This window comes from Paraburkholderia caffeinitolerans (genome assembly GCF_902859945.1).
GTDB classification, from domain to species: Bacteria; Pseudomonadota; Gammaproteobacteria; order Burkholderiales; family Burkholderiaceae; genus Paraburkholderia; species Paraburkholderia caffeinitolerans.
Genome location: NZ_CADIKL010000010.1, coordinates 61,862 through 85,883, shown reverse-complemented (window position 1 = coordinate 85,883; position 24,022 = coordinate 61,862). Strand labels below are relative to the sequence as shown.

At 62.6% G+C, this 24,022-nt stretch carries 21 protein-coding genes; 13 read left to right on the top strand and 8 right to left on the bottom strand.

From position 1 onward, the window contains the following. The first annotated feature begins 188 nt into the window (after positions 1-188). Positions 189-851, top strand: a complete 663-nt coding sequence (locus HV773_RS12410; RefSeq protein ID WP_129564154.1) for a TetR/AcrR family transcriptional regulator — start codon at positions 189-191, stop codon at positions 849-851. A 152-nt stretch (positions 852-1,003) separates the two neighbouring features. Continuing rightward, on the top strand, positions 1,004-1,384 hold the full coding sequence (locus HV773_RS12405) for a hypothetical protein (protein ID WP_162497829.1): 381 nt from the start codon (positions 1,004-1,006) through the stop codon (positions 1,382-1,384). 148 nt (positions 1,385-1,532) lie between these two features. Here HV773_RS12405 and HV773_RS12400 read toward each other — a convergent pair whose 3' ends face one another. Then, on the bottom strand, positions 1,533-1,883 hold the full coding sequence (locus tag HV773_RS12400; protein WP_129564157.1) for a YgiW/YdeI family stress tolerance OB fold protein: 351 nt from the start codon (positions 1,881-1,883) through the stop codon (positions 1,533-1,535). Between the two features lie 188 nt (positions 1,884-2,071). Between HV773_RS12400 and HV773_RS12395 the strand changes: the two genes are divergently transcribed. From HV773_RS12395 to HV773_RS12385, 3 genes are read left to right on the top strand one after another with little or no spacing between them, the layout of a single operon-like run. Continuing rightward, entirely contained in the window at positions 2,072-2,734 is a 663-nt protein-coding gene (locus HV773_RS12395; protein WP_129564158.1) for a response regulator, read from the top strand. Continuing rightward, complete coding sequence (locus tag HV773_RS12390; protein WP_129564159.1) at positions 2,731-4,143, top strand: ATP-binding protein; 1,413 nt, start codon at positions 2,731-2,733, stop codon at positions 4,141-4,143. The genes HV773_RS12395 and HV773_RS12390 overlap by 4 nt, the downstream gene beginning before the upstream one ends. A gap of 23 nt (positions 4,144-4,166) precedes the next feature. Beyond that, on the top strand, positions 4,167-4,769 hold the full coding sequence (locus HV773_RS12385) for a phosphatase PAP2 family protein (protein ID WP_129564160.1): 603 nt from the start codon (positions 4,167-4,169) through the stop codon (positions 4,767-4,769). A 42-nt stretch (positions 4,770-4,811) separates the two neighbouring features. Here the strand turns inward: HV773_RS12385 and HV773_RS12380 are convergent, their stop codons facing one another. Next, positions 4,812-5,099, bottom strand: coding sequence for an H-NS histone family protein (locus HV773_RS12380; protein WP_129564161.1), 288 nt, complete (start codon positions 5,097-5,099; stop codon positions 4,812-4,814). 335 nt (positions 5,100-5,434) lie between these two features. Here HV773_RS12380 and HV773_RS12375 point away from each other — a divergent pair, with 335 nt between their 5' ends. Continuing rightward, entirely contained in the window at positions 5,435-8,845 is a 3,411-nt protein-coding gene (locus HV773_RS12375; protein WP_246282273.1) for an autotransporter outer membrane beta-barrel domain-containing protein, read from the top strand. A 128-nt stretch (positions 8,846-8,973) separates the two neighbouring features. On the opposite strand, the gene HV773_RS12370 is transcribed toward HV773_RS12375, so the two are convergent. From HV773_RS12370 to HV773_RS12360, 3 genes are all read right to left on the bottom strand, one after another. After that, positions 8,974-10,101: an aminotransferase class V-fold PLP-dependent enzyme gene (locus tag HV773_RS12370; RefSeq protein ID WP_129564488.1), complete on the bottom strand. Its 1,128-nt coding sequence runs from the start codon at positions 10,099-10,101 to the stop codon at positions 8,974-8,976. 247 nt (positions 10,102-10,348) lie between these two features. Beyond that, positions 10,349-11,515, bottom strand: a complete 1,167-nt coding sequence (locus HV773_RS12365) for a porin (protein ID WP_129564162.1) — start codon at positions 11,513-11,515, stop codon at positions 10,349-10,351. 332 nt (positions 11,516-11,847) lie between these two features. Next, positions 11,848-12,123, bottom strand: coding sequence for a hypothetical protein (locus HV773_RS12360; protein WP_129564163.1), 276 nt, complete (start codon positions 12,121-12,123; stop codon positions 11,848-11,850). Between HV773_RS12360 and HV773_RS12355 the strand changes: the two genes are divergently transcribed. The 6 genes from HV773_RS12355 to HV773_RS12330 all read left to right on the top strand — a co-directional run bounded on the left by HV773_RS12355 (position 12,102) and on the right by HV773_RS12330 (position 18,566). Then, positions 12,102-13,130: an ABC transporter substrate-binding protein gene (locus HV773_RS12355; protein WP_129564164.1), complete on the top strand. Its 1,029-nt coding sequence runs from the start codon at positions 12,102-12,104 to the stop codon at positions 13,128-13,130. The genes HV773_RS12360 and HV773_RS12355 overlap by 22 nt on opposite strands. Before the next feature lie 126 nt (positions 13,131-13,256). Beyond that, positions 13,257-14,102, top strand: a complete 846-nt coding sequence (locus HV773_RS12350) for an ABC transporter ATP-binding protein (protein WP_129564165.1) — start codon at positions 13,257-13,259, stop codon at positions 14,100-14,102. A 25-nt stretch (positions 14,103-14,127) separates the two neighbouring features. Further along, positions 14,128-14,991: an ABC transporter permease gene (locus tag HV773_RS12345; protein ID WP_129564166.1), complete on the top strand. Its 864-nt coding sequence runs from the start codon at positions 14,128-14,130 to the stop codon at positions 14,989-14,991. A 114-nt stretch (positions 14,992-15,105) separates the two neighbouring features. Beyond that, positions 15,106-16,548: a sensor histidine kinase gene (locus HV773_RS12340; RefSeq protein WP_129564167.1), complete on the top strand. Its 1,443-nt coding sequence runs from the start codon at positions 15,106-15,108 to the stop codon at positions 16,546-16,548. Positions 16,549-16,561: 13 nt separating this feature from the next. Next, positions 16,562-17,266: a response regulator gene (locus tag HV773_RS12335; protein ID WP_129564168.1), complete on the top strand. Its 705-nt coding sequence runs from the start codon at positions 16,562-16,564 to the stop codon at positions 17,264-17,266. Positions 17,267-17,465: 199 nt separating this feature from the next. Continuing rightward, entirely contained in the window at positions 17,466-18,566 is a 1,101-nt protein-coding gene (locus HV773_RS12330; RefSeq protein WP_377729639.1) for a porin, read from the top strand. Positions 18,567-18,677: 111 nt separating this feature from the next. Here the strand turns inward: HV773_RS12330 and HV773_RS12325 are convergent, their stop codons facing one another. From HV773_RS12325 to HV773_RS12315, 3 genes are all read right to left on the bottom strand, one after another. After that, a complete protein-coding gene (locus HV773_RS12325) occupies positions 18,678-20,183 on the bottom strand; it encodes a DASS family sodium-coupled anion symporter (protein ID WP_129564170.1) in 1,506 nt (501 codons plus the stop codon). Between the two features lie 414 nt (positions 20,184-20,597). Then, the gene (locus HV773_RS12320) at positions 20,598-21,521 is read right to left on the bottom strand and encodes a recombination-associated protein RdgC (RefSeq protein ID WP_129564489.1); all 924 of its coding nucleotides are present in this window, start codon (positions 21,519-21,521) and stop codon (positions 20,598-20,600) included. A 224-nt stretch (positions 21,522-21,745) separates the two neighbouring features. Further along, positions 21,746-22,705 (bottom strand): LysR family transcriptional regulator, encoded by a 960-nt coding sequence (locus HV773_RS12315; protein ID WP_129564171.1) that lies wholly within the window; start codon positions 22,703-22,705, stop codon positions 21,746-21,748. A 129-nt stretch (positions 22,706-22,834) separates the two neighbouring features. On the opposite strand from HV773_RS12315, the gene HV773_RS12310 reads away from it, so the two are divergent. Then, a complete protein-coding gene (locus HV773_RS12310) occupies positions 22,835-24,001 on the top strand; it encodes a mandelate racemase/muconate lactonizing enzyme family protein (protein ID WP_129564172.1) in 1,167 nt (388 codons plus the stop codon). The last annotated feature ends 21 nt before the right edge of the window (positions 24,002-24,022 follow it).

The following is a 24,022-nucleotide window of genomic DNA, read 5'->3' as shown; positions in this document are numbered from 1 at the left end:
CTTGAAAGGTTCATGCAAGGGCACAAAGCCGGTTATACTCAAGACAATGGTGATCAACATCGTCACTGAGGGCCATTGTGGTCGTGCGCGCCGGTCATGTCAATGGTGATCACCATTGTATTTTTCGATGAATCCGATTGGGATCCGATCAGCGATCAGGCCGATGGCGGCCAGAGAAAGAGGGCAATATGGGCGTTTCCAGAGAACAGGCGGCGGAGAACCGGCGCGCGATCGTGGCCGCCGCCGAGAAGCTGTTTCGCGAGCGCGGCGTCGATGCGGTCGGGCTGGCCGAGTTGATGAAGGCGGCGGGCTTTACCCAGGGCGGTTTCTACAACCACTTCAAATCGAAGGACGCGCTGGTGGCCGCCGTGATGGACAAGGCGCTGGCGGAGGGCGGCGAGACGGTCGCCGCCGTCGTCGATCAGGCAAGGTCGGCGGGCGCCGATGCACCGGGCGTCGATACGCCGGGCGCCGATGCGCTCGAGCAGCACATACGCACGTATCTGTCCCCAGAGCATCGCGCGGATATCGACGCGGGCTGCCCTTTGTCGGGCTTCGCGGGCGACGCGCGCCGGTTGGACGACGAATCGCGCGCGGCCTACGCGGGTGGGCTGGCGGCGTATCTCGACCAGATCGCGACGGTGTTTGAAGCGCGCGGCGAAAAAAGCAGTCGCGCAAAGGCGATTGCGCTGTTCAGCGGGATGGTGGGGACGCTGGTGCTTTCGCGTGCCGTTGCCGATGTCGCGCCCGCGCTCGCCGACGAAATACTCGGCGAAGGGCGCCAGCATCTGCTCGACACCACCGCTTTGCAACAGGGGAAACACGGTCGTGCACGCTCGCGCACACGTTGATTCATCTGCCCCTGAGCAGGCGTACTGTAGGGTTTGAAACTGGGCAAAACCGGCCCGAAACAGCTTTTACAGACGATTACACATCTGACGCGTGCGGGCGAAATCGACGCTCATACAATTCCTCATCGAACAGGATTTTGGGGGAGAAGAAGATGGCAAAAGTACGAGCGATCGTTGTGGTGTCCGCCTTTCTGATGGCTTGCGCAAGTGCGTCGGCATTCGCGAATGCCGGCGGCGGAGGCAATGGTGGGGGTAATGGCGGCGGCAACGGTGGAGGCAATGGCGGCGTGGGCGGCGGCATGGGCGGCGGCCACGCTGCGGGCGGCATATCGGGCGGTCATATGAGCGGCAAGGGCGAGGCCAACACGAACGGCCACATGTCCGCCGATCGCGATTCGGGCCATGAACGCGCCGCCGATCGCGCGAGCATGCACGCGGCCGCGCATCCGGGCAAGCATGATGGCAAGCACGTCGGCAAGCCGGGCAAGCGCGGGGAGAATGGCGAGCACCTCGCTGTCGGCCAGAAGGTCTGAGGCCCAGCACGAACGAAGCCGCGCGCCATCCAGGGCGCACGGCTTCGCGCACGATCCCGTGCGCAATCTCCCGCTTAAGGAAAGGGCGCGGCCTCTTTCCGTCACATCGCACGATAATTTGCATTCCTGATGGAATGCACCACGGGGCTTACTGCACGACCTTCACGTCGTGAACCTTGACCTTCGGCGTGCCGAACATTTCCTTGTCGTACTTGCCCGTGAGTTCGACCGTGGTGGCGTCGTTCACCGGCTGCCCCGATGGCCAGCGTTTGGCGTCGATCTTCACCGGAATCTCGCCGGTGCTGTCCTTGAACGTGTATTTCTCGTCGCCGAGCGATTTCACCACATGACCGCGCAGCACCACGCGCTGGTCGTCCTTGCCCGTGCTGGTCAACTGCTGGACCGTCGTGGCCGCGGGCTGCTCGCCCGGGCCCGTATACTGGGCATGCGCCGCCGCAGCGAAGGTTGCGATCAGGCCGGCGATAATGAGCTTTTTCATCGGTTTTCCTTGTTCAAAGGTGCGGCCCCCGAGGCCGCGACAGGAAACAGTCTACGAAAGCGAGGCTGAAGCCCGCGTGAAGTGGCGGCAGCGGCGCGGTCCATCGCGTTAATGCTCCGTTAACCTGCGCAAAGGTAAGCTCGTGGGCCCTTTTGGGGGAACCGGCCAGAACAGGAGATGACGACGGCATGCGAATACTGCTGGTTGAGGACGACCCGCTGATCGGCAATGGGCTGCGCATCGGCCTGCGCCGGGAGGGCTTTGCCGTGGACTGGGTGCAGGATGGCGACGCCGGTGCGCTGGCGCTGCGCACCACGGACTATGGGCTCGTGCTGCTCGATCTGGGCTTGCCGAACCAGGACGGCATGACGCTGCTTGCCGCCTTGCGCAAGCGCGATGACTCGACTCCCGTGATCGTCATTACCGCGCGCGACAGCGTGCCGGATCGCGTCGCGGGGCTCGATGGCGGCGCCGACGATTATCTCGTCAAGCCGTTCGCTCTGGAGGAACTGCTGGCGCGCATCCGCGTCGCGAACCGCCGCCAGGCCGGGCGTGCCCAGGCCATGCTGACGGCGGGCGCGTTGCGGCTGGATCCGGCCCGGCACCGGTGCTGGCTCCACGACCAGGAGGTTTCCATCACGGCGCGCGAATTCGCGCTGCTCGAAGAGCTGATGCGCGATCCGGGCGCCATCGTCACGCGCGAGCAACTCGAAGAGCGCCTGTATGGCTGGAACGAGGAAATCGAGAGCAACGCCATCCAGGTGCACGTCTACAACCTGCGCCGCAAGCTGGGCTCGGACGCCATCCGCAATGTGCGCGGCGTGGGCTACGGCATCGGGAAGATCGAATGACCACGTTGCGTGCGCGGTCCGCGCGCTGGTTCATGTCGTCGCTGCGTCGGCGTTTGTTGTTGTGGCTGTTGCCGTCCATGCTGCTCGCCGGCGTGCTGGCGAGCGCAGCCACCTGGTGGGGTTCGCTTGGCGAGATCGACGAAATCCTCAACGACCAGATGAAGGCGATCGCGCGGCACGTGGTGGTGGACGGCGACGGTCGGCTCTCGCTTACGGGCACGGACCGCAAGGGCCGGCTCTCGGGCAAGCAATCGCATGGCGTGCTGCTGCAAGTGTGGGAAGACCGCAAACTCGTGTTCAGCAGCGACCCCGACTCCAGGCTGCCCGCGCCGCAAGGCCCGGGCTATGCCGACGTGACCGTCGACGGCCAGGTCTGGCACACCTATGCGAGCACGAGCGGGACCACGCTGGTGCGCGTGGCGCAGGCGCGCCTCGCGCGCTGGGAGGCGCTGGCCGAGGTCTCGATGCATCTGTTCTGGCCGGTGCTCTCGCTGGTGCCGGTGGTCGCGTTGCTGCTGTGGTTCGGGATCGGCTACGGTTTGCGGCCGCTGCGCGAGGTGGCCTCCGGGCTCAAGCGCCGCGACGCGAACAACATGCACACGATAGAAACGTCGCAGATGCCCAACGAAGTCAAGCCGCTCGTGGATGCGCTCAACGACCTGCTGGTGCGGCTCGATCATGCCTTTACGCTGCAGAAGCATTTCATCGCAGACGCCGCGCACGAATTGCGCACACCGATCATGGGGCTTGGTTTGCAGGCCGAACTATTGCCGAAGGCGGAAAGCGTGCAGGAGCGCGATGAAATCGTCATGCAGATCCGCTCGGGCACGGAGCGTCTCGCGCATCTGGTCGCGCAATTGCTCACGCTCGCGCGGCTCGATCCCGATACGGGCCGCGACGCGAGACAGGAGGTGGATCTGACCGCGCTCTCGCGCTCGGTGGTCGCCGAGCGCGTGCGGCTTGCCGAGGCGAGCCAGATCGACCTCGGGCTCGCGAGCGAGCAGGCGGTGAGCGTGAGCGGTTATGGCGAGAACCTGCGCGTGCTGCTCAACAATCTCGTCGATAACGCGATTCGCTATGCCGGCGCGCACGCGCGCGTCGACGTGGTGGTGCGCGAGGAGGGCCCGTGCGCGGTGCTCGAAGTCAGCGACAATGGCCCAGGGATTCCCGAGCGGGATCGCGCGCGTGTATGGGAGCGCTTTTATCGCGGCAGCGGCCATGCGGCCCAGGCGATTTCGGGCAGCGGGCTGGGGCTTTCGATCGTGCGGCGCATTGCTGAGCAGCATCAGGCGAACGTTACGCTCGATAGCGGGTCCGATGGACGAGGCCTCACAGTCCGCGTACGCTTTCCGGCCCGGCAGCGGCTCGCACAGCCGGGCGCGCAAGCAAGCCCCTGTACTTCAACCTGAAATCGACTTACACGACTTTTGCAATGGAATCACTCGAAGCATTGAACCGTTCGCTTTTTCTCGCAATCAACGGCACGCCGGCCACGCCGCACTGGCTCATCAAAACGGCGCTCGTCGTCGCAAACGACTTGATCTTGCTGGTGCCGCTGGCACTGGTGCTGATGTGGCTGTCCGGCGATGCGCGCAAGCGCGCCATCGCACTTCGTGTGTGCGTGGTCACGCTGGTCACGCTGGGCGTCAACCAGGCAATCGGCCTGGCCTGGCCTCATCCGCGGCCATTCGTGATCGGGCTTGGGCACACCTTTTTCGCGCACGCGCCCGACTCGTCGTTTCCGAGCGATCACGGGACCGTATGCTCGGTGTTCGTTCTCACGCTGCTGTTGGGCGGCATGGTGCGGACCGGTCTGGTCGCGCTGGTCGCGGGGGTGGCGATTGCCTGGTCGCGAGTCTTTCTTGGCGTGCACTATCCGTTCGACATGATCGGCGCGCTCGTGGTCTCGTGCCTGGTTTACGCCGTGATTACGCCGGTCTGGAACGCTTGCGGCGCGGCGCTCATGCAGTTTGCCGTCACGCTGTACCGTTCGCTGCTCGCGCTTCCCATTCGCCAGGGTTGGCTGCGCCCCTGAGTCACGCAGGGCATCGAGCCGGCCGCTGAAAGTCACTGAAGATCAGTGGCTAATCAGAAACTTCGTGCGGTCCGGCTCGTCCTTGATCCAGTTCGGCGGCTTGCCGCGCCCCGACCATTCGGCGCCGGTTGCCGGGTCGCGATACTTTGGCGGCGCCTTGTTGGCCTTCGCGGCTTGCGCAGGGCCGCGAATTTCATCGAGCGTGATTCTGTGGAGCTTCATCTTGCGGATGATCTCATCGAGCACGTTCACGCGTTCTTCCTTGAACGCTTCCTGAAGCTGGGCTTCGAGTTGCTCGCGCTGGGCGATCAATTCTTTGTAGCTGGACATCGGTGGGTGGGGTGAGGGTAACGCCCATATTTTAACGCGAGCGGGCGCGTACTCGATTTAATAGCTGCGCACCGTTAATCGAGGGGCGCGTGAAGCTGTTAATAGTATGACTTTGTTGTGCGTCGAGTGCCGAGCCGCATTTTTGTCCGCGGCATGCTGGCGGACAGTCAATTTTCCCGATAATACCTGAATCACGTTACTAAAGCGCCATCGTTTATTTGACGGGTGATATTGGCGACATCATTTAATCCTGCCTTGCGATAATCGATCAGCCGGTGATATAAACCGAACCACGCACTAACGCCTCCGTAACGCTCGCTAACGTGGATGAAAAAATGAAAAGAAATGCGTGGAATGTGAGTCTTGGAGGCGTGGCCATTCTCGTCAGCGCGGCGCCATCGGGTGTCTACGCGGCTTGTTCGAGCAGCGCGCCGGCGAGCAACGCCACGGTTGTCTGCACGGGCGCGGGCATTCCGCCGGTCAACGCGCAGGCAGGGAGCCGCAACGTCACGATCGACCTCGACAGCACCGCAACGGGCAGTTACGTGCTGACGAACACACCTGTGCCGTTTTCCGTCGATACGTCGAGCGCAATCACCAATAACGGCAGCGTCTCGTTAACGGGCAACGGCACCGGGGTCGCGAATCGCGGCGCGATGTTACTTGGCGTGAATGACGGCAACACGATCATTAATGGCGTGAGCGGCGTGATTTCCACTACGGGCGCGTACAACGACGGCCTCGCCGCGAACGGCAATAACAATACGCTCATCAACAACGGCAAGATCACGACGACGGGCGCGAATTCCTATGGCCTGACTGCCGCGTGGGGGCAAAGCAATCTTGGCGCGTCAGGCAATGAACTGATCAACACTGGCACGATATCGACATCGGGCAGCAATGCGCGCGCGGCTTCGATTCTGGGCGGCAGCGGCAAGATCGAGAACAGCGGCACGTTGAGCACGGCGGGCCGGGACAGCACGGCCGTGTACATGCAGGGCAACAACGACACGCTCGTCAACAGCGGCACGATCCAGACCACGGGCAGTGCGTCGAGCGGCGGCAGCGTGGACGCCGTGATGTCGAATACGCTTGGCAGTTCGTTCACGGCAACGATCACGAACGAGGCGGGCGGCAAGATCATCAGCAATAACGGCATTGGCGTGCGCTCGACCAATGGCAACACAACCATCACCAACGCCGGCCTGATTCAGGGCGGCGGCGGCACGGCCATCAAGAACGGCAGCGGCAACGACACGCTGATTCTGCAAACGGGTTCGCAGATCGTGGGCGCGGCCGATGGTGGCGGCGGCAATAACATCGTGCGGCTGGAGGGCAGCGGCACTGCGTCGAACGCCTTCATGAATTACCAGAGCCTGACGATGGAGGGCGACGACTGGAACTGGGAAGGCACCGGCACGTTCTCGAGCGCGCACGTCAAGACCGGCACGCTGAATCTCATTGGCACGCTCGGCACGACTACGGCTTCCGTGGTTGCGACCGTCGATAGCGGCGCGACCTTGCAGGCGAACGCCGCAAACCTGCCCCTTGCGGTGACCGACAACGGGCGCGTGCGTTTTCAGCAGGACACCGACGGCAATTACACGGGGTCGATCGGCGGCTCGGGCGAGGTGGAGAAGACCGGCACGGGAACGCTGACGCTCGCACCGTCCGCGCCCGGCGGCAACACCTGGTCGGGCGGGACAACTATCACGCAGGGCACGCTTTCTACTGCGTCCGATACCGCGCTGGGCGCATCGTCAGGATCCCTGACCTTCAACGGCGGCACGCTGCAATTCGGCAGCGGCTTCGACCTCGCGCCAGGCCGCGCCATTTCGATTACCGCGAACAACGGCACCATCGACACGCAGGGCTTCAATTCCACGATTGCGCAGAACATGACGGGCTCGGGTTCGCTCACGAAGCTCGGCGCCGGCATCCTGACCTTGAACGGCGATAACAGCTACACGGGCGGCACGAATGTGAACGCGGGCGTGCTGGTCGTGGGCGACGGTGGTGGCGACCCTCCCGCGCTGTCCGGCGGCGGTCCCGTTGCGGTTGCGGCCGGCGCGACGCTCGCTGGCTATGGCAGCGTGACGGGCGCTGTCTCGAACAACGGCACGATCTCGGTCGCGAACGCGCTCGCGAGTCTCGCGGGTGGCGCGGTCGGCAATTTCCAGATCAACGGCAATCTCGTGAACGCAGGCCTCGTGCAGCTTGGCGGCAGCGGCGTGGGCAATGCGCTCACGGTGGCGGGCAACTATGCCGGCCAGAACGGGACCATCGCGCTGAACACGTATCTGGCCGGCGACGGCGCGGCGTCGGACAAGCTGGTTGTGAGCGGCGGCGCCGCGAGCGGCACGAGCACGCTGAAGGTGACGAACGCGGGCGGTCCGGGCGCGGCCACGCTCACCGACGGCATTCAGGTCGTGCAGGCCGCGAACGGCGCCACGACGGGCACGGGTGCATTCACGCTCGCGGGGCGGACGGTCAAGGCGGGCGCATACGACTACTACCTTGCCAAGGGCGGAGTGAGCGCGGGAACGGGCGAGAGTTGGTACCTGCGCAATACGATTCCGGCAGCGCCCGAAGTCACGCCGCCCGCGACGCAGCCGAGTTCGCCCGCAACGCCGCCAGGCAATCCGCCTTCGCCCCCGTCCGCCACGACGCAGACGCCGATCGTAGCGGCGCCGGGCACGCCGGAGCCGATCGTCGAGGCGCTTGCCAACGCGCAAGCCAGCGCGCCGTCCGGCGTGAGCGCGAAGGCCGGTGCCAGCGCCGCGGAGGTGCCAGTCTATCGCCCCGAGGTGCCGCTCTACGCCGAAGCGCCGAGCGTCGCGCGGCAGTTAGGCATCCTGCAGATCGACACTTTTCACGACCGTCAGGGCGAGCAGGGCTTGCTGACCGAAAGCGGCTCGGTGCCGGCATCATGGGCGCGCGCGTGGGGCGCGTACAGCAACATCGCGCAGGGCGGCGACGTGAAGCCCTCGTTCGACGGCTCGGTATGGGGCATGCAGGTCGGCCAGGATCTCTACGCCGACCACCAGCCCGGTGGCGCGCGCAATCATTACGGCTTCCTTGTCGGCTTCTCGCGCGCGGTGGGCGACGTGAACGGGCTAGCATTGGGTCAGTACGACTACGGTGCGGGCTCGCTGCAGGTCAACGCGTACAACCTGGGCGCTTACTGGACCCACATCGGCGCGGGCGGCTGGTACACCGACGCCGTTGCGATGGGCAGCGCGCTCACGGTGCGCAAGCAGTCGAACGACAACGTGGGCGGCTCGACCGACGGCAATGCCTTCACCGGCTCGATCGAAGCGGGCCTGCCGATTGCCTTGGGGTCCGGACTGACGCTGGAGCCGCAGGCGCAATTCGTGTGGCAATGGCTCGCCCTCGACAAATTCAACGACGGCATTTCCGATGTCACATGGAATAACGGCAACACGTTTCTGGGCCGCGTCGGCGCGCGCCTGCAATGGGCGTTCGACGCGAGCGGGGTGAACTGGAAGCCGTATCTGCGCGTGAACGTGCTGCGCTCGTTCGGCGCCGACGACAAAACCACCTTCGGCGGCGTGACCACCCTGGGCACGCCGGTGGGGCAGACGATGGGGCAGGTCGGCGCGGGCGTCGTCGCGCAACTCACGAAGCGCGGCAGCGCGTTTGCGACCGTGAGCTACCTGACGAACTTCGGCGGCGAGCACCAGCGCGTGATCGGCGGCGACGTTGGGGTGCGGTGGGCGTGGTGATTCGGGGAGCGCGCCGCTACGTACTCCAGCGACTGCGCGTGGCAAGAGAAATACGCTTGCCACGAAAAGGTGTAAGCGGGTGTGAGCAGGCAGCCGCGAGAGCGGCCACCTGAAACCGCAAACCCGCTTTACAGAATGCGCTCCAGCGCGTTGGCGAACCTGGCGAGCGCGCCGTCGACATCATGCAGTTTGTCGAGGCCGAAGAGCCCGAGGCGGAAGGTCTTGAAGTCTTCGGGCTCGTCGCATTGCAGCGGAACGCCGGCGGCGACCTGCAAGCCGACATCGGCGAACTTCTTGCCCGAGCGGATGCCGTCGTCGTCGGTGTAGCTGACCACCACGCCCGGCGCCTGAAAACCTTCAGCCGCCACACTCCTGAAGCCCTTGCTCTCCAGCAGCGCGCGAACGCGCTTGCCAAGTTCAAGCTGCTCGGCCTGCACCTTGTCGAAGCCGTATGCCTCGGTTTCCTTCATTACGTTGCGCAATGTCGTGAGGCTGTCCGTGGGCAACGTGGCGTGGTAAGCGAACCCGCCGTTCTCGTAGGCTTCCATGATCTGCAGCCACTTGCGAAGGTCGCAGGCGAAGCTGGTGCTGGTGGTGGCGTCGATTCTTTCGCGCGCGAGCGGGCTGAGCATGACCAGCCCACAGCAGGGCGAGGCGCTCCAGCCCTTTTGCGGCGCGCTGATCAGGACATCGACGCCGCATGCCTGCATGTCGACCCAGATCGTGCCCGAGGCGATGCAATCGAGCACGAACATGCCGCCGACCGCATGCACGGCGTCGGCCACCGCGCGCAAGTAGTCGTCGGGCAGGATCATTCCCGATGCGGTTTCGACATGCGGGGCAAAGACCAGATCGGGCTTGTGTTCCTTGATGGCGGCGACCACTTCTTCAATTGGGGCCGGTGCATAGGCGGCCTGCGTGCCGGATTCGACCGGGCGGGCCTTCAACACGATCGATTCGGACGGAATGCTGCCCATGTCGAAAATCTGCGACCAGCGGAAGCTGAACCAGCCGTTGCGGATGACCAGACATTTCTTGTTGGTCGCGAATTGGCGGGCGACGGCTTCCATGCCGAAAGTCCCGCTGCCCGGGACGACAATGGCCGCCTTCGCGTTGTAGACCTTTTTCAGAATGCTGGAAATGTCGCGCATGACGCCCTGAAAGAGCTGCGACATATGATTGATCGAGCGGTCGGTGTAGACCACTGAATATTCGAGGAGTCCCTCGCGGTCGACATTGGGGAGTAAACCTGGCACGCTCGCCTCCGGTATCAGATGAATGAGGTAAGCAGTATTTGCGATTCGATACCACAGCAACAACACAAATATGCTTTTAGCCTCGATGAAAGCAAATTCTAGCGAAAGCGGCCGGCCGATTGGGGCATATTTTTTACGCTTAGGGTATTCCAGACAGAAAAAAGCCCGCGCGAGGCGGGCAATCGGAGTTACAAAGAAGAACGGCGGGCAGGCGCGGCGCCTGCCCAGGGCCATACCGCGAGGCCGGTTAGAAGCGGTGACGGATACCGCCGCTCACAACCACCTGGCTGCGGCTCGTCGACGGTGCTGCCGTACCGTTGACCTGCACGACGTTGAAGCCAACCTGGTTGTTCGCGCCGACGAAGGCCACGGCCTCGCCATAGAGGTCGGTGCGGCGCGACAGAGCGTAGTCAGCCTGCAGGCCGAACTGGTTCCAGTGCGCAGAGAGGTTGTTCGACGTGCCGCTGGCCGGGGTATTGCGCAGGCCTTGCGTGTACGCGTACTCCGCGCCCAGCGAGAACGCCGGCGTGAAGTTGTATTTGCCGTTGACTTCAAAGTTGTTGTAGCGCAGCGAGATATTGGCGATCTGGTCTTGCAGACGGGTCTGCGTGAACAGGAGGCCAACCACCGCCGGGCCGAACGCATAGTTGCCGCCCACACCCCACGTGCGCTGGTTCTGGAGGCCCGGCAGATTGGCCGTGTTGAAGGTCGGCAGATCCTGCACCGAACCATTGGCGTTACCGGAATTCAGCCCTTGAAGTTGCAGGTAGGCGGCGCCGAATTTAAAGCCAGCGTATTCGTAGCCCGCACCAAAGCTATACGCGCGATTGTCGGCAAAGCCCGTGCTGTTCGAGAAGCCGTACAAGGCGTTCGCCGAGAAGCCTGCGAAAATCGGGCTCTGGTACTTGACCGTATTGCTCAGGCTGAACGAGCTATTGAGGTTGTCGTTGTCACCGGGGTGAGCGAAGTAGGTGCCGCCCCACGTGCCGGTTGCCGAAAGCGGGCCCAGATAATCGACCACCGAATCGTACTGGCGACCGAGCGTCAGCGTGCCGTAGTCGCTATGCGAGAGGCCGACAAATGCCTGACGATTGAAAAGCGCACTGTTCACGGTGGTGCCGTTCGCGACATTGAAACCGCTTTCGAGGTTGAAGATCGTCTTCAGGCCGCCGCCGAGATCTTCAACGCCGCGCAGCCCCCAGCGGCTTTGTTGCACGTTGCCGCTGGTCAGGCCAACCGCCGCCTTGCCACCGGACAGCCCGTTCTGGGTAATGGTGGATTGCCGGCTTACTTCGTTGCTTACATAGGTCAGGCCTGCGTCGACGATACCGTACAGCGTCACGCTGCTCTGCGCATGGGCTGCGCCTGCAAAAGCCGCAGTCACTGCAGCAAAAACCAGGGTCTTCTTTTTCATCGTCGTCAATTCCTGTACAGGGTGGAGTAAACAGCTAAATTCATGCGCCACGAATACCTTCGATATTCACGTTGCAAAACATTTGCATAGCGAAATACAGGAAATGCATAAGCGGCTTTTATGCCTGCATTTAAGCCGCTTGCGCGGAAATTTAACGGCTGCGTGTAATTCGTATCTTATCGGTTCTCAGGGTAAGGCCGCATTCAGTTTCTTCCAATATCGAGCGCCGCGGCAATGGTTTGTTGTTAAGCGGCAACAATAAGAAAAGCGAGATTATTTCAATAAGCGGATTGCATATTTTCTTATGAAAAAAGCGCTGGTTAGCATAATCGTTAATCGTTTAAAAACATTTCAATCGGAATGGGTGACTGCACATTCGCTTCGAGGTCCGGTGCGAGAAGTGAATTGTTGAATGAAAGTGATTCCTGTTGAGAGAAAACATGCCGCCGAAGCCCCCGTTTCATGGAAATCCCCCATATTTTGCCGCCTGGCGCGAAAGCATCGAGAAGGGTTCCGCTGGCTAGAATGCCGCCATTCATCGAGGCAAGCGGTATCGTGCCGCCGCCCAAAATAATGGAGACAGTCGATGCAACCCACTTCCCGCGCATTACGCCGTCGTTTGCCCGCCGTGGCGATCGCCTGCGGTCTTTTGGCTGGCGCCGCGCTGCAAAATGCGCAGGCCGCCGACGCGCCCGGCAAGATCACCATCATGGTGGGCGGGATCACGAAGCTCATTTATCTGCCCGCAAAACTCACGGAGCAGCTCGGCTACTTCAAGGACGAAGGGCTCGACGTCGAACTGCTTTCGCAGCCGGCAGGCGTGGACGCCGAGAACGAACTGCTGGCGGGCGCCGTGCAAGGCGTGGTGGGTTTCTACGACCACACCATCGACCTGCAGACGAAGGGCAAGGACGTCAAGGCGATTGCCGTGTTCGGCCAGGTGCCGGGCGAAGTGGAGGTGGTGTCGTCGAAGTCCGCCGACACGATCAAGTCGATGGCCGACGTCAAGGGCAAGACCCTCGGCGTGACGGGTCTGGGCTCGTCCACGAGTTTCCTCACACAGTATCTCGCGGGCCAGCACGGCATTGCGTCGACCGAATACACGATGCTGCCCGTGGGCGCCGACGCAAGCTTCATCGCGGCCATCAAGCAGACCCGCATCGATGCGGGTATGACCACGGAGCCCACCGTCTCGCGGCTCTTGCAGACCGGTGACGCGAAGGTGCTGGTGGACATGCGCACCGTGGAGGGCACGCGTGCGGCGCTCGGCGGCACCTATCCGGCGGCGAGCCTCTATGTGCAGGACGCGTGGGTGGCTTCGCACAAGGCCGAGGCCACGAAGCTCGCGCACGCGTTCGCACGCACGATGGAGTTCATCCATACGCATAGCGCCGAGGACATCGCGGCCAAGATGCCCGCCGACTACCAGAAGGACAAGGCGCTCTACGTGACCGCGCTCAAGGCGTCGCTGCCGATGTACACGGCGGACGCGAAGATGCCCGCCGACGGTCCCGCCACCGTGCTGAAGGTGCTCTCGGCGTTCAATCCGTCGGTCAAGGGCAAGCACGTCGATCTGGCCAGGACGTACACCAACGAGTTCGTCAGCGCGAAATAACGGCGTCTCGACGTCGTTACGGCAAGGCGGTCCGCGTGGACCGCCGCGCTGCTGCTTTCCTCTGTTTTGTGGCTTCGGCGCCGGCTTCTGTTCTGGCCGCGTCCGAACAATCGTGAGATGTCCTTGATGAAGCAAGCTCCAGTTCAATCAGGTGCGCGAATTTCCGCGCAACATGCCGCGCAACCCGCTGTGCAACCCAGCACGCCGGCTATCGAATTCCGTAACGTCTCGTGCCGCTTTATCGCACCCGACGGCAAAGCCACCGTGGCGCTGCGCGATTTCAGCATGTCTGTCGCTCAGGGCGAATTCATTGCCATCGTCGGCCCCACGGGCTGCGGCAAGTCCACCACGCTCAGCATGATCACGGGCCTGCTCAAGCCGACCACGGGCGAGGTGCGCGTGATGGGCGCGCCGGTGAACGGCATCGACCCGCGCATCGGCTTCGTGTTTCAGGCCGATGCGGTGTTTCCGTGGCGTTCGGTGCTCGACAACGTGGCCGCCGGCCCGCTGTTTCGCGGCCGCTCGAAAGACGCCGCCTACGACGAGGCGAACGAGTGGCTGCGCCGCGTCGGCCTCGACAAGTTCGGCAAGCACTATCCGCATCAACTCTCCGGCGGCATGCGCAAGCGCGTGGCGCTCGCGCAGACCTTCATCAACAAGCCCGAAATCCTGCTGATGGACGAGCCGTTCTCGGCGCTCGACATGCAGACGCGCACGCTGATGCAAGACGAGTTGCTGCAACTGTGGGGCGGCACGGGATCGGTGGTGTTCGTCACGCACGATCTTGAAGAAGCCATCGCGCTCGCCGATCGCGTGTTCGTGCTCACGGCGCGGCCCGCGACGCTCAAGAAGGTCTACGAGATCGACCTGCCGCGCCCGCGCATTACGTCGGAAATCCGCTACGAACCGCGCTTTATCGAAATCTCCCGTGACATCTGGCACGACCTGCGCGAAGAGGTGCAAATTGCCTGAAACGCTCCAACTCCGGAAACCGTCCATGACTGCTCCTGCAACTGTTTCAAACGCGGCCGCACTCGAGCGCAACTCGCTCGCGCAAGTCGAGCGCTTGGCGCAGCGTCGCATCCGCCAGCGCCACGCGCTCGTGATCAGCCTGCGCGTGCTCGTGCTGGTCGTCGTGCTCGGCGGCTGGGAACTCGCGGGACGCAACAAGTGGATCGACCCGTTCTTCTTCTCGATGCCCTCGCTGATCTTCGAGCAGATCGTCGACTGGTTCGTGAACGGCACGTCGCAAGGGCCGCTGTTGCTGCAGGTGTGGGTCACGCTTGAAGAGACCGTGCTGGGCTTTCTGATCGGCGCCGCGGGCGGTGTGGTGTGCGGCGTGGTGCTGGGCCGCAACAAACTGCTGTCCGACGTGTTCAGCCTCTACATCAAGATCGCCAACTCGATCCCGCGCGTGGTGCTGGGCTCGGTGTTCGTGATCGCGCTGGGCCTCGGCATGGCGTCGAAGGTGGCGCTGGCCGTGGTGATGGTGTTCTTCGTGGTGTTCGCCAATGCGTTCCAGGGCGTGCGCGAAGCGGACCGCTACATGATCGCCAATGCGCAGATTCTCGGCGCATCGCGCCGCCAGGTGACCACCTCCGTGGTGATTCCGTCGGCACTCTCGTGGATTCTCGCGAGCCTGCACGTGAGCTTTGGCTTCGCACTGGTCGGCGCCGTGGTGGGCGAGTTCCTCGGCTCGAAGCAGGGCATCGGCTTGTTGATCTCGACGGCGCAAGGCGCATTCAATGCGAGCGGTGTGTTCGCGGCGATGATCGTGCTCGCGGTAGTTGCGCTCTCAACCGATTACCTGTTGAGCTCGCTGGAAAAGCGCCTGCTCAAATGGCGGCCCTCCGCATTCTGAGCGCTTTGAGCACTTGAAGGGCCAGGCCGGTGAGCGCTCCGGCAGGCGAGGTCCGAAGCGTTCTAACGTCGTCCCGCAGCGCGGGACGGTTTCTTTTGTACTGGAGAACGTGACATGGTGCATAGCCTGCGTGCGCGTCTGCTGTTGTGGTTGCTGCTGCCGCTGGCGGCGTTCACCGTCGTCACGGGCGCAATGTCTTACGATGCCGCGCGCCAGACCGCGGATCTGTTGCAGGACAATTCGTTGCTCGCTTCGGCGCGCACGATCATTGAAGACGTCGACTGGGAGAACGGTGCGCTCGTCGCGAACATTCCGCCGGCGGCGCTGGAGATGTTCGAGTCGCCGTATCAGGACCGGGTGTTCTACAAGGTGCTCGCCGGCGATGGCCGGTTGCTGGGTGGCGCGCCGGAACTCGCGCCGCCGTCCGCGAGTGCGCAGTCATCCACGCAGTTGCCCGCGTTCTACGACAGCCAGTACGACGGCGCGCCCATTCGCGCGGTGGCCTACGAGCGCATGCTCTACGATTCGGGCCGCGCCGAGCGCGTCACGGTGATCGTCGGCAAGACCGTGGCCTCGCGCCAGGCCATGATCGACGGCCTCTGGCGGCCGCAGTTGATGCGCCAGTGGCTGATGCTCGCGCTCGCCGCGCTGCTCGTGCCGCTCGGGCTCACGCTCGAACTGCGCCCGCTCATGAAGCTCAAGAACGACGTGGCCGACCGCGAGCCCACCGAGCTCGAACCTATCCGGCCCGATCATTTGCCATCGGAACTGAGGCCGATCGTCGACGCGATCAATCAGTGCATTGCGCGCCTGAAGGTGCACGCTTCGACCCAGCGCCAGTTCATCGCCGACGCGGCGCATCAACTGCGCACGCCGCTCACGCTGCTTGCCACGCAGATCCAGTTCGCGAGCCAGTGCGATGCCCAAGACCCGGCGCTGTTCGTTGCGCTGAACGGCGTGCGCCGCACGAGCCAGAAGATGGCGGAACTGACGAGCCAGTTATTGCTGCTCGCGCAGGCCGAATCGATGGCGCCCGCACGTATGGGCACGTGCGTGGATCTCGGCGCGGTGGTGTCCTCGGTGCTCGAAGAACTGATTCAGGCGGCGCAGCAGCGCGATATCGATCTGGGCGCGGAACTCGACAGCGGCGTAGTGGTGGCGGGCAACGCGGGGCTGCTGGCCTCGCTTGCCGCCAATCTGGTCGACAACGCGATCCGCTACACCCAGGCGGGCGGCAACGTGACGGCCATCTGTCGCCGCGAGGGCGACGAGGTTGTCCTGCAGGTGGTCGACAACGGCCCCGGCATTCCCGCCGAGGCGCGCATGCACGTGTTCGAACGTTTCTATCGCGTTGCAACGGACACCGAAGGAACCGGGCTTGGGCTCGCCATCGTTCATCAGGTGGCGCGCTCGCATGGCGGCACGGTAAGCGTGGGGCCCGGCGCGGGACGGATCGGACTCGTCGTGACAGTGCGCCTGCCGGTGTGGCGCGAGGTGGCGGCGCGCAGCGGCGGCTCGAAGGAGCGACACGGAATGCTGGAAACAGCGCTGACGTGAACAAGGAACAACAATGAAGCTGATGCTCGTGGAAGACAACGCCGAGCTCGCGCACTGGATCGTCAATCTGCTGCGCGCCGAGAATTTCACGGTCGATTGCGTGGCCGACGGCGAGGCCGCGGATTCGGTGCTGATGACCCAGCGTTATGACGTCGTGCTGCTCGACATGCGCTTGCCGCGCATGAGCGGCAAGGACGTGCTCAACCGCTTGCGGCGCCGGCGCGACAACGTGCCGGTGCTGATGCTCACCGCGCACGGCTCGATCGACGACAAGGTCGCGTGCTTCAGTGCCGGCGCCGACGACTACGTGGTGAAGCCCTTCGATGCCCGAGAACTGGTTGCGCGCATCAAGGCGCTGATACGCCGGCAGGTGGGCGACAAGTCGGGCTGGCTCACATGCGGCGATCTGCATTACGTTTCCGACACGCGCGAATTCCGCCACAACGAGGAACCGCTCGCGCTGCGCCGCCGCGAGCACGCGATTCTGGAAGCGCTGATGCTGCAGCAGGGCAAGACCGTGTCGAAGCACACGCTCATGGAGCGTGTGTACAGCCTCGACGACGAACCGAGCGCGGACGCCATCGACATCTATATCCACCGGTTGCGCAAGCACCTGGCGGAGTCGAGCGCGCAGATCATGACCTTGCGCGGCCTTGGCTACATTCTGCGTGCGAAGGACGCGCCGCCGCGCGAGCAAAGCGCCATTTCCGCGGTTTAAGTATTGGTGAATCCACTAAGCGATACGAACCATTCGCGAAAGGAGCGCGAAGGATTGAGCGCTCTACGATTCGTACCATCCGTTGAATGTCATGCACGCCGAAAGCAGCAGCCGGCCGGAACAGGGCAACGGAATAAACAGAACTTCAATGCAGTTATCTGAGGAGACAATCTTGAAGAAGAAGCATCTCGCATTCGCCATGGCGGCCGGCACTCTGGCGGCGAGCGGCGCGCACGCCCAGTCGAGCGTTCAACTCTACGGCCTGATCGACCTGAGCGTTCCCACCTACCGAACGCACGCGGACGCCAACGGCAACCACGTGATCGGCATGGGCAACGACGGCGAGCCGTGGTTCAGCGGCAGCCGCTGGGGCCTGAAAGGCGCTGAGGACATCGGCGGCGGCACCAAGGTGATCTTCCGGCTGGAAAGCGAATACACCGTGAGTAACGGCGCGATGGAAGACCCGGGCCAGATCTTCGACCGCGATGCATGGGTGGGCGTGGAAGACGAGCGCCTCGGCAAGTTCACGGCCGGCTTCCAGAACACCATCGCGCGCGATGCGTCGGCCATCTACGGCGACCCGTACGGCAGCACGAAGCTGACGACGGAAGAGGGCGGCTGGACCAACTCGAACAACTTCAAGCAGATGATCTTCTACGCGGGCAGCGCAACCGGCACCCGCTATAACAACGGCCTCGCGTGGAAGAAGCTGTTCAGCAATGGCATCTTCGCGAGCGCGGGCTACGCGTTCGGCAACCAGACGAGCTTCGGCAACAACGCAACCTACCAGTTCGCCCTCGGCTACAACGGTCCCTCGTACACGGCATCGACGTACTATAGCCACGTGAACCTGAACGGCAACACGAACCAGTCGTTCTCGGTCGGCGGCAACTACACGCTGGGCATCGTGCGTGCCAATGCGGGCTACTTCCGCTACTGGGGCAACCAGGGCGCGCTGGGCCAGCGCCAGGACAATTCGTGGACGGTGTCGCTCAAGGTCGCGCCGAAGGGTGCGTTCGACTACGAACTCGGCTATCAGCAGATGCGCGTGCATAACGCCGCGTACAACTCCGATGGCGATATTCCGAACGCTAACCTGGGCACCTTCGATCCCACCAGCGGGCTGCATAACGGCTTCAAGGAAACGCTCTACGCTTCGGTTTTCTATCACCTCTCGAAGCGCACCGAGCTGTATCTGGCGGGCGACTACATGAAGCTGCACGGCGGCTACACGGTCGGCACGACGTTTGGCGCGTCCAACCAGCTCGAACTGACCACGGGCGTGCGTACGCGCTTCTAAGCGGTTTAGCTTTTGGTGGCAAGGCCTGGCTTGGCGCCAGGCCTTTTTTATTTCGGGTATTCGTATTCCACGGTTGATTTGTTGTTGTGTGGCGCAGAACGGCCTACTGCTTCACCAGTAGCCAAGCAACTTCCACCAGAGGCCGCCGACCACCGTGAAGATCAGCAACTCCACCACGCACATCACAAAACCGACGCGCCACCAGGTTCCCATCGGGACATAGCCGCTACCGAAGATGATCGGCGAAGTGCCCGTCGCATAGTGGGTCAGCGTCATCATGATCGCCGAGCCGGCCGCCATCATCAGCATGAACAGCGGCACATATTCGGGGGGTATCAGATGGACCCCGACCGTCAGGAATGCGAGCATCATCGCGCTGATGTGCGCCGTCGTGCTGGCGAACAGGTAGTGTGAAAAAACGAATGCCATTACCAGGATCGCGGCAGCGGCGCCCCAGCCGATGCCGCTGGCAACGATCGCGTCCTTCATGGCATTTGAGAACCAGGTGATCACGCCTTGCTTGTTCAGTTGCTCGGCCAGCATGATCAGCGCACCAAACCACACCAGCGTGTCCCAGGCGCTCTTCTCCGACAGCACGTCGTCCCAGTCAATGGTGCCGGTGACGATCAGCAATAACAGGCCGACGAAGGCGACCACGGTCGGATCCAGGATGAACGACGGACCGAATACCATCGCCGGCACATCGGCCCACAGCAGCAGCAGCAGCGCGAAGGTCCCCAACATGACCATTTCCTTCGGCGACATGGCACCCATCTTCGCCAGTTCGGCGTGCGCATACTGTACTGCGTTGGGTGTGGCATTGATCTGCGGCGGCGCCAGCACATAGATCACAAGCGGCATGATCAGTATGCATAGCAGGCCGGGCAGCAGCATGCACAGCGCCCAGCTCGTCCAGGTCAGATGCAGACTCTGATTGGTCGCCTTGGCGATGTAGTCCACCACCAGCGGATTGGGCGCCGTGGCGGTCAGAAACATCGCCGAAGTGATGGGGTTGGCGTGATAGTTGACCAGCGCCAGGTAGGTGCCGACCTTGCCCTCGGTGCCCTTGGCCGGATCCGAGTCGAAAGCGTTGGCGATCGACTTCATGATCGGATGCACGATGCCGCCACCGCGCGCGGTATTGCTTGGTGTGAACGGCGCCAGCACCAGTTCACAGACGGCCAGACCATAGCCGATGCCTACCGTGCGCTTGCCGAGCAGCGAGATGAACATCAGGCCGATGCGGCTGCCCAGGCCGGTCTTCTTCAGGCCGCGCGAGATCAGGATCGCCACCACGATCAACCAGATTAGCGGACTGTCGAAGGCGGTCAGCGCATCGGCGATCGCCCCCTTGGACGAGTTCGAGGTCACCTGCGACAGCGAGAGGACTACGATTGCCATCACCGCCATCACGCCGATCGGCATGACCTTCAGAATGATCGCAACGATAGTTGTCAGAAATATGGCAACCAGGCCCCAAGCCTTGGGCGTCAGCCCTTCGGGCACAGGTAACAGCAACAGGGTCACCAGCACGGCCGTTGTGATCAGCGCGGGACCAAGTCGGAACGGGACAACGCTGTTGAAGTAACGGAACGTCGATTTTAGTCTTGTGAGCATTCTGTGATCCTTCGTGGAACAGTTGGTCCGTCCGCTGGAACATAGTTCAGAGCGGTCCGTTTGGCAATGGGCAGCCTGCCCCCTTTCAGGAAGACGCAGACAAATCGATCTGTCGTGACATGCACGCCGCATGCATACGGTTCAACGCCGGAAGGAAGCGTGGCGATGCGTATGGCGATGGACAGCATCAACGGGATGCCGGCTTGCTGAGCATGGCCAAGGAATTATTAACTTGTGCCACCTCACTGCGGCGCCGCCGGATTCAAGCTGCCAGCGCGCGAGATAGCTGCCGGCTCCGCGCTGTGAACGTCTGCTGTCCACGTATGCGACTGGCGGCGACGGTCCTCCTCGAACTGCTGCGCCGGCGCGAAACCGTACCGGCGCGGTGCGATGGTCCTCGCCAGCCGACGGAGTTCAGGCTGCTGCCGCCTGATGCGTCGCGTCGTGTTGATCGCCGCCCAAGATATCGACAAGATTGGTCAACATCCTCCCCAATTCACCCGTCATCAGCGTGACATCTGACTCGAAGCGTTCGTCGTCGTTTTGCGCGGTGGGATCCGCCGCCTCCTTGATCACGTCGAGCGGTGTGACACGCTTGATTGTCAGCGACGGCGTCAGTACGAAGGAGACCCGGTCGTCCCAAGTCATCGCGAGGCGCATGCATTGTTTGCCGGCTTCGATGTGCCGTCGCATGTCGTTCGCTTCGAGCGCGTGGCCGACGTATCGCACCGTGGCGCCGCCTTCGCCGCTCGAGCGCAACTCGGCGTCCTGGTCCACGGTGAATCCACCCGGTGCCTCGCCGGACATCAGCCATTCCGTCATCGCGGCGACCGGCGACAGCGCCACGCGAACGCCGGCGAGCGGCAACTGGTCGATAGATTTCACGAGCAGGCCGCGAACGTCGTCGGCAAGCGCCTGCGCAGCCGCATCGATGACAAGCCAGCCATTCGCCGTATCGATCCAAACGCGGGTATCGCGCTGAATGGTGAACGCGCGCGGCAGGAGTTCGTCGGTAACCTGCTCCTTGAGTTCACGCAGCTGTTTTCGCCCTGGCTTGAAGCCCTGCTGCTCCTCGACTTCAAGCGCCCGAGCCTTGGTCACCTGATTGACGACTGACGCCGGGAGCAGCCTCTTTTCGGCACGAAACACGAGAAGCATCTGTCGGTTGGTCGAATATACGAGCGAGCCGTCGTCGCGCGGCGATGCCCATCCGAAGCTCTGCATTTCGACGCTGCTGCCCGGCTGAAACGCGTGGGGCGTCAGCCATTTTTCCATCTGATCGGGGGTAACGGCCCAAGGTGCCGGAAGACGATGAAGCTGAAGGTTTTTGAACCACATGGGAGTACGGGCAAAGCGCATCATTCTAGATGATGGTGACGCTTCCCGGCCACAATCAGCCGCTCGCCCTTACGCGACGAGCGCCCCTGTCGCATTCTAAAACGGTCAGTTATGGGTTCGGCCGGAATGCATTCAGCGCTGTGCCAAAAAGCCGCCTCGGACTCTGCACGAGGCCACGATTGAAAACCGGCATTCTTATAACCACAAACCTCGTTCCCACATCGTCAGTTCCTTGCTCGACCAGATCTCTTGCGCTCCGGAGCCGTCTTGCTCACATCCACCGGAACAAATGGCGCCTCGAAGTGCTTGATGAGAAAGTCGATGAACGCACGAGCGCGTGTGGATTCGTTGCGTTGGCCCGGATAGTAGACGAACAGGTCCGCAGACGGCAGAACGACATCGGGCAGCACCAGACTTAGCCTCCCGCTCTGGATGTATTTGGCGAGATCCCACTCCGACCGGATCAGGATGCCGTGACCATCCAGCGCCCACCGCAGCACGATATCGCCGTCATTGCTGGAGAGCGAGCCGTTCACCTTCAAGGTCTCCAGATGATCGTCCTGCACGAATCTCCAGGCGCCGAACGCATCGTCGTTTTGTGTGTGGATGATGCATCGGTGATTGACCAGATCCTCGATTCGCTGCGGAACGCCGTGCCGCTCCAGATACTTGGGAGAGGCACACAGAAAGCGGCGATTGCTCATCAGGCGGCGAGCTCTCAACCGCTGGTCCGGCAACTCGCCAAACCTTATCGCCATATCGAAAGCCCCTTCGACCAGATCGACGGGGCGGTCCGTGACCACGAACTGGATATCGACGTGCGGATAGCGTTTCGCAAATTCGGACACTAAAGGCGCAATGGTTGTTCGCCCGAACCCCAAGGTTGCGTTCACGCGCAGGCGTCCGTGCGGATCGGCTGGCGTCCCGGCGATCGCGTCCTCCATCTCCCGCATCTGGTCGAGAATCTGCGCGGCATACCGCGCATAGGTCTCTCCTTCCGGAGTCAGGCTCACGCTGCGCGTCGTCCGATTGACCAGCCGGGTGCCAAACCGTTCTTCGAGGATGCCCAGGCGCTTGGTCGCCGCCGGAGGCGTGAGACCCAGTGAGCGCGCCGCGCCAGAAAGGCTCTTCAGCTTCGCCAACTGGACGAAAAACTCGAAGTCGGTCGTGGAGTCAGTTCTCACTTTTGGTAAAGAATGAAATGAATGTAGGTGAAGTATAGGCCGTTCTCCCGGGGCTATGCTACGTCCCATTGCAACAGCGCGCATGCAATTCAGACATCCAGCAAACGTGTCAGACCAGGAGACACCACCATGAGAATCGTCGAGATTCGCGAAAAAACTGTTCCGATCAGCTCCCCGATCCGCAACGCCTACATCGATTTCAGCAAGATGACGCTGAGCCTCGTCGCCGTAATCACCGACGTGATCCGCGATGGCAAGCCGGTCGTCGGCTACGGCTTCAATTCGAATGGCCGATACGGTCAGGGCAAGCTCATGCGAGAGCGCTTCATCCCGCGTATTCTCGAAGCCGATCCCACTTCGCTCGTCAATGATGCGGGTGACAACCTCGACCCGCACAAGGTCTGGGCGACGATGTTCACCAACGAGAAGCCGGGTGGCCACGGCGAACGTTCGGTCGCCATTGGCACGATCGACATGGCGGTGTGGGACGCGGTCGCGAAGATCGAAGGCAAGCCGCTATTTCAACTGCTGGCAGACCGCTACGGTGACGGCCAGCCGAACCGCAAGATCTTTGTCTACGCCGCGGGCGGTTACTACTATCCGGGCCAGGATCACGAAAAGCTTAAGGACGAGATGCGCAGCTACATCGACCGCGGCTATACGGTCGTGAAGAAAAAGATCGGCGGCGCTTCGCTTGACGAAGATCTTCGCCGTATCGATTCGATCCTGAGCGTGCTCGGCGACGGCCAGAAACTCGCTGTCGATGCGAACGGCCGCTTCGATCTCGATACCGCGATCCAGTACGCGAAGGCGCTCTCGCAATACGACCTGTTCTGGTACGAGGAACCGGGCGATCCGCTCGACTTCGAACTGCAGTCGACGCTGCGTAACTACTATGACAAACCAATGGCCACCGGCGAAGACCTGTTCTCGATGCAGGACGCTCGCAACCTGATCCGCTACGGTGGGATGCGAGCGGACCGCGACTGGCTGCAATTCGACTGCGCACTGAGCTATGGACTCGTCGAGTATCTGCGCACGCTCGACATGCTGCGTCAGCACGGCTGGTCGCCGAGCCGCTGTATCCCGCACGGCGGCCACCAGATGTCGCTGAACATTGCGGCAGGCCTCGGCCTCGGTGGCAACGAGTCCTACCCGGATCTCTTCCAGCCGTACGGCGGCTTCCCCGATGGTGTGAAGGTCGACAACGGTTACATCAACATGCCTGACCTTCCTGGGATCGGTTTCGAAGGCAAGGCCGACCTCTTCGCAGAAATGCAGAAGCTGTCTGCCTGAAGCCAACCTCATGCGCCGGCC

Coding starts and splice junctions, on each gene's coding strand:
- HV773_RS12410 (WP_129564154.1), top strand. CDS start 189: ATGGGCGTTTCCAGAGAACAGGCGGCGGAGAACCGGCGCGCGATCGTG.
- HV773_RS12405 (WP_162497829.1), top strand. CDS start 1,004: ATGGCAAAAGTACGAGCGATCGTTGTGGTGTCCGCCTTTCTGATGGCT.
- HV773_RS12400 (WP_129564157.1), bottom strand. CDS start 1,883: ATGAAAAAGCTCATTATCGCCGGCCTGATCGCAACCTTCGCTGCGGCG.
- HV773_RS12395 (WP_129564158.1), top strand. CDS start 2,072: ATGCGAATACTGCTGGTTGAGGACGACCCGCTGATCGGCAATGGGCTG.
- HV773_RS12390 (WP_129564159.1), top strand. CDS start 2,731: ATGACCACGTTGCGTGCGCGGTCCGCGCGCTGGTTCATGTCGTCGCTG.
- HV773_RS12385 (WP_129564160.1), top strand. CDS start 4,167: ATGGAATCACTCGAAGCATTGAACCGTTCGCTTTTTCTCGCAATCAAC.
- HV773_RS12380 (WP_129564161.1), bottom strand. CDS start 5,099: ATGTCCAGCTACAAAGAATTGATCGCCCAGCGCGAGCAACTCGAAGCC.
- HV773_RS12375 (WP_246282273.1), top strand. CDS start 5,435: ATGAAAAGAAATGCGTGGAATGTGAGTCTTGGAGGCGTGGCCATTCTC.
- HV773_RS12365 (WP_129564162.1), bottom strand. CDS start 11,515: ATGAAAAAGAAGACCCTGGTTTTTGCTGCAGTGACTGCGGCTTTTGCA.
- HV773_RS12355 (WP_129564164.1), top strand. CDS start 12,102: ATGCAACCCACTTCCCGCGCATTACGCCGTCGTTTGCCCGCCGTGGCG.
- HV773_RS12360 (WP_129564163.1), bottom strand. CDS start 12,123: ATGCGCGGGAAGTGGGTTGCATCGACTGTCTCCATTATTTTGGGCGGC.
- HV773_RS12350 (WP_129564165.1), top strand. CDS start 13,257: ATGAAGCAAGCTCCAGTTCAATCAGGTGCGCGAATTTCCGCGCAACAT.
- HV773_RS12345 (WP_129564166.1), top strand. CDS start 14,128: ATGACTGCTCCTGCAACTGTTTCAAACGCGGCCGCACTCGAGCGCAAC.
- HV773_RS12340 (WP_129564167.1), top strand. CDS start 15,106: ATGGTGCATAGCCTGCGTGCGCGTCTGCTGTTGTGGTTGCTGCTGCCG.
- HV773_RS12335 (WP_129564168.1), top strand. CDS start 16,562: ATGAAGCTGATGCTCGTGGAAGACAACGCCGAGCTCGCGCACTGGATC.
- HV773_RS12330 (WP_377729639.1), top strand. CDS start 17,466: ATGGCGGCCGGCACTCTGGCGGCGAGCGGCGCGCACGCCCAGTCGAGC.
- HV773_RS12325 (WP_129564170.1), bottom strand. CDS start 20,183: ATGCTCACAAGACTAAAATCGACGTTCCGTTACTTCAACAGCGTTGTC.
- HV773_RS12320 (WP_129564489.1), bottom strand. CDS start 21,521: ATGTGGTTCAAAAACCTTCAGCTTCATCGTCTTCCGGCACCTTGGGCC.
- HV773_RS12310 (WP_129564172.1), top strand. CDS start 22,835: ATGAGAATCGTCGAGATTCGCGAAAAAACTGTTCCGATCAGCTCCCCG.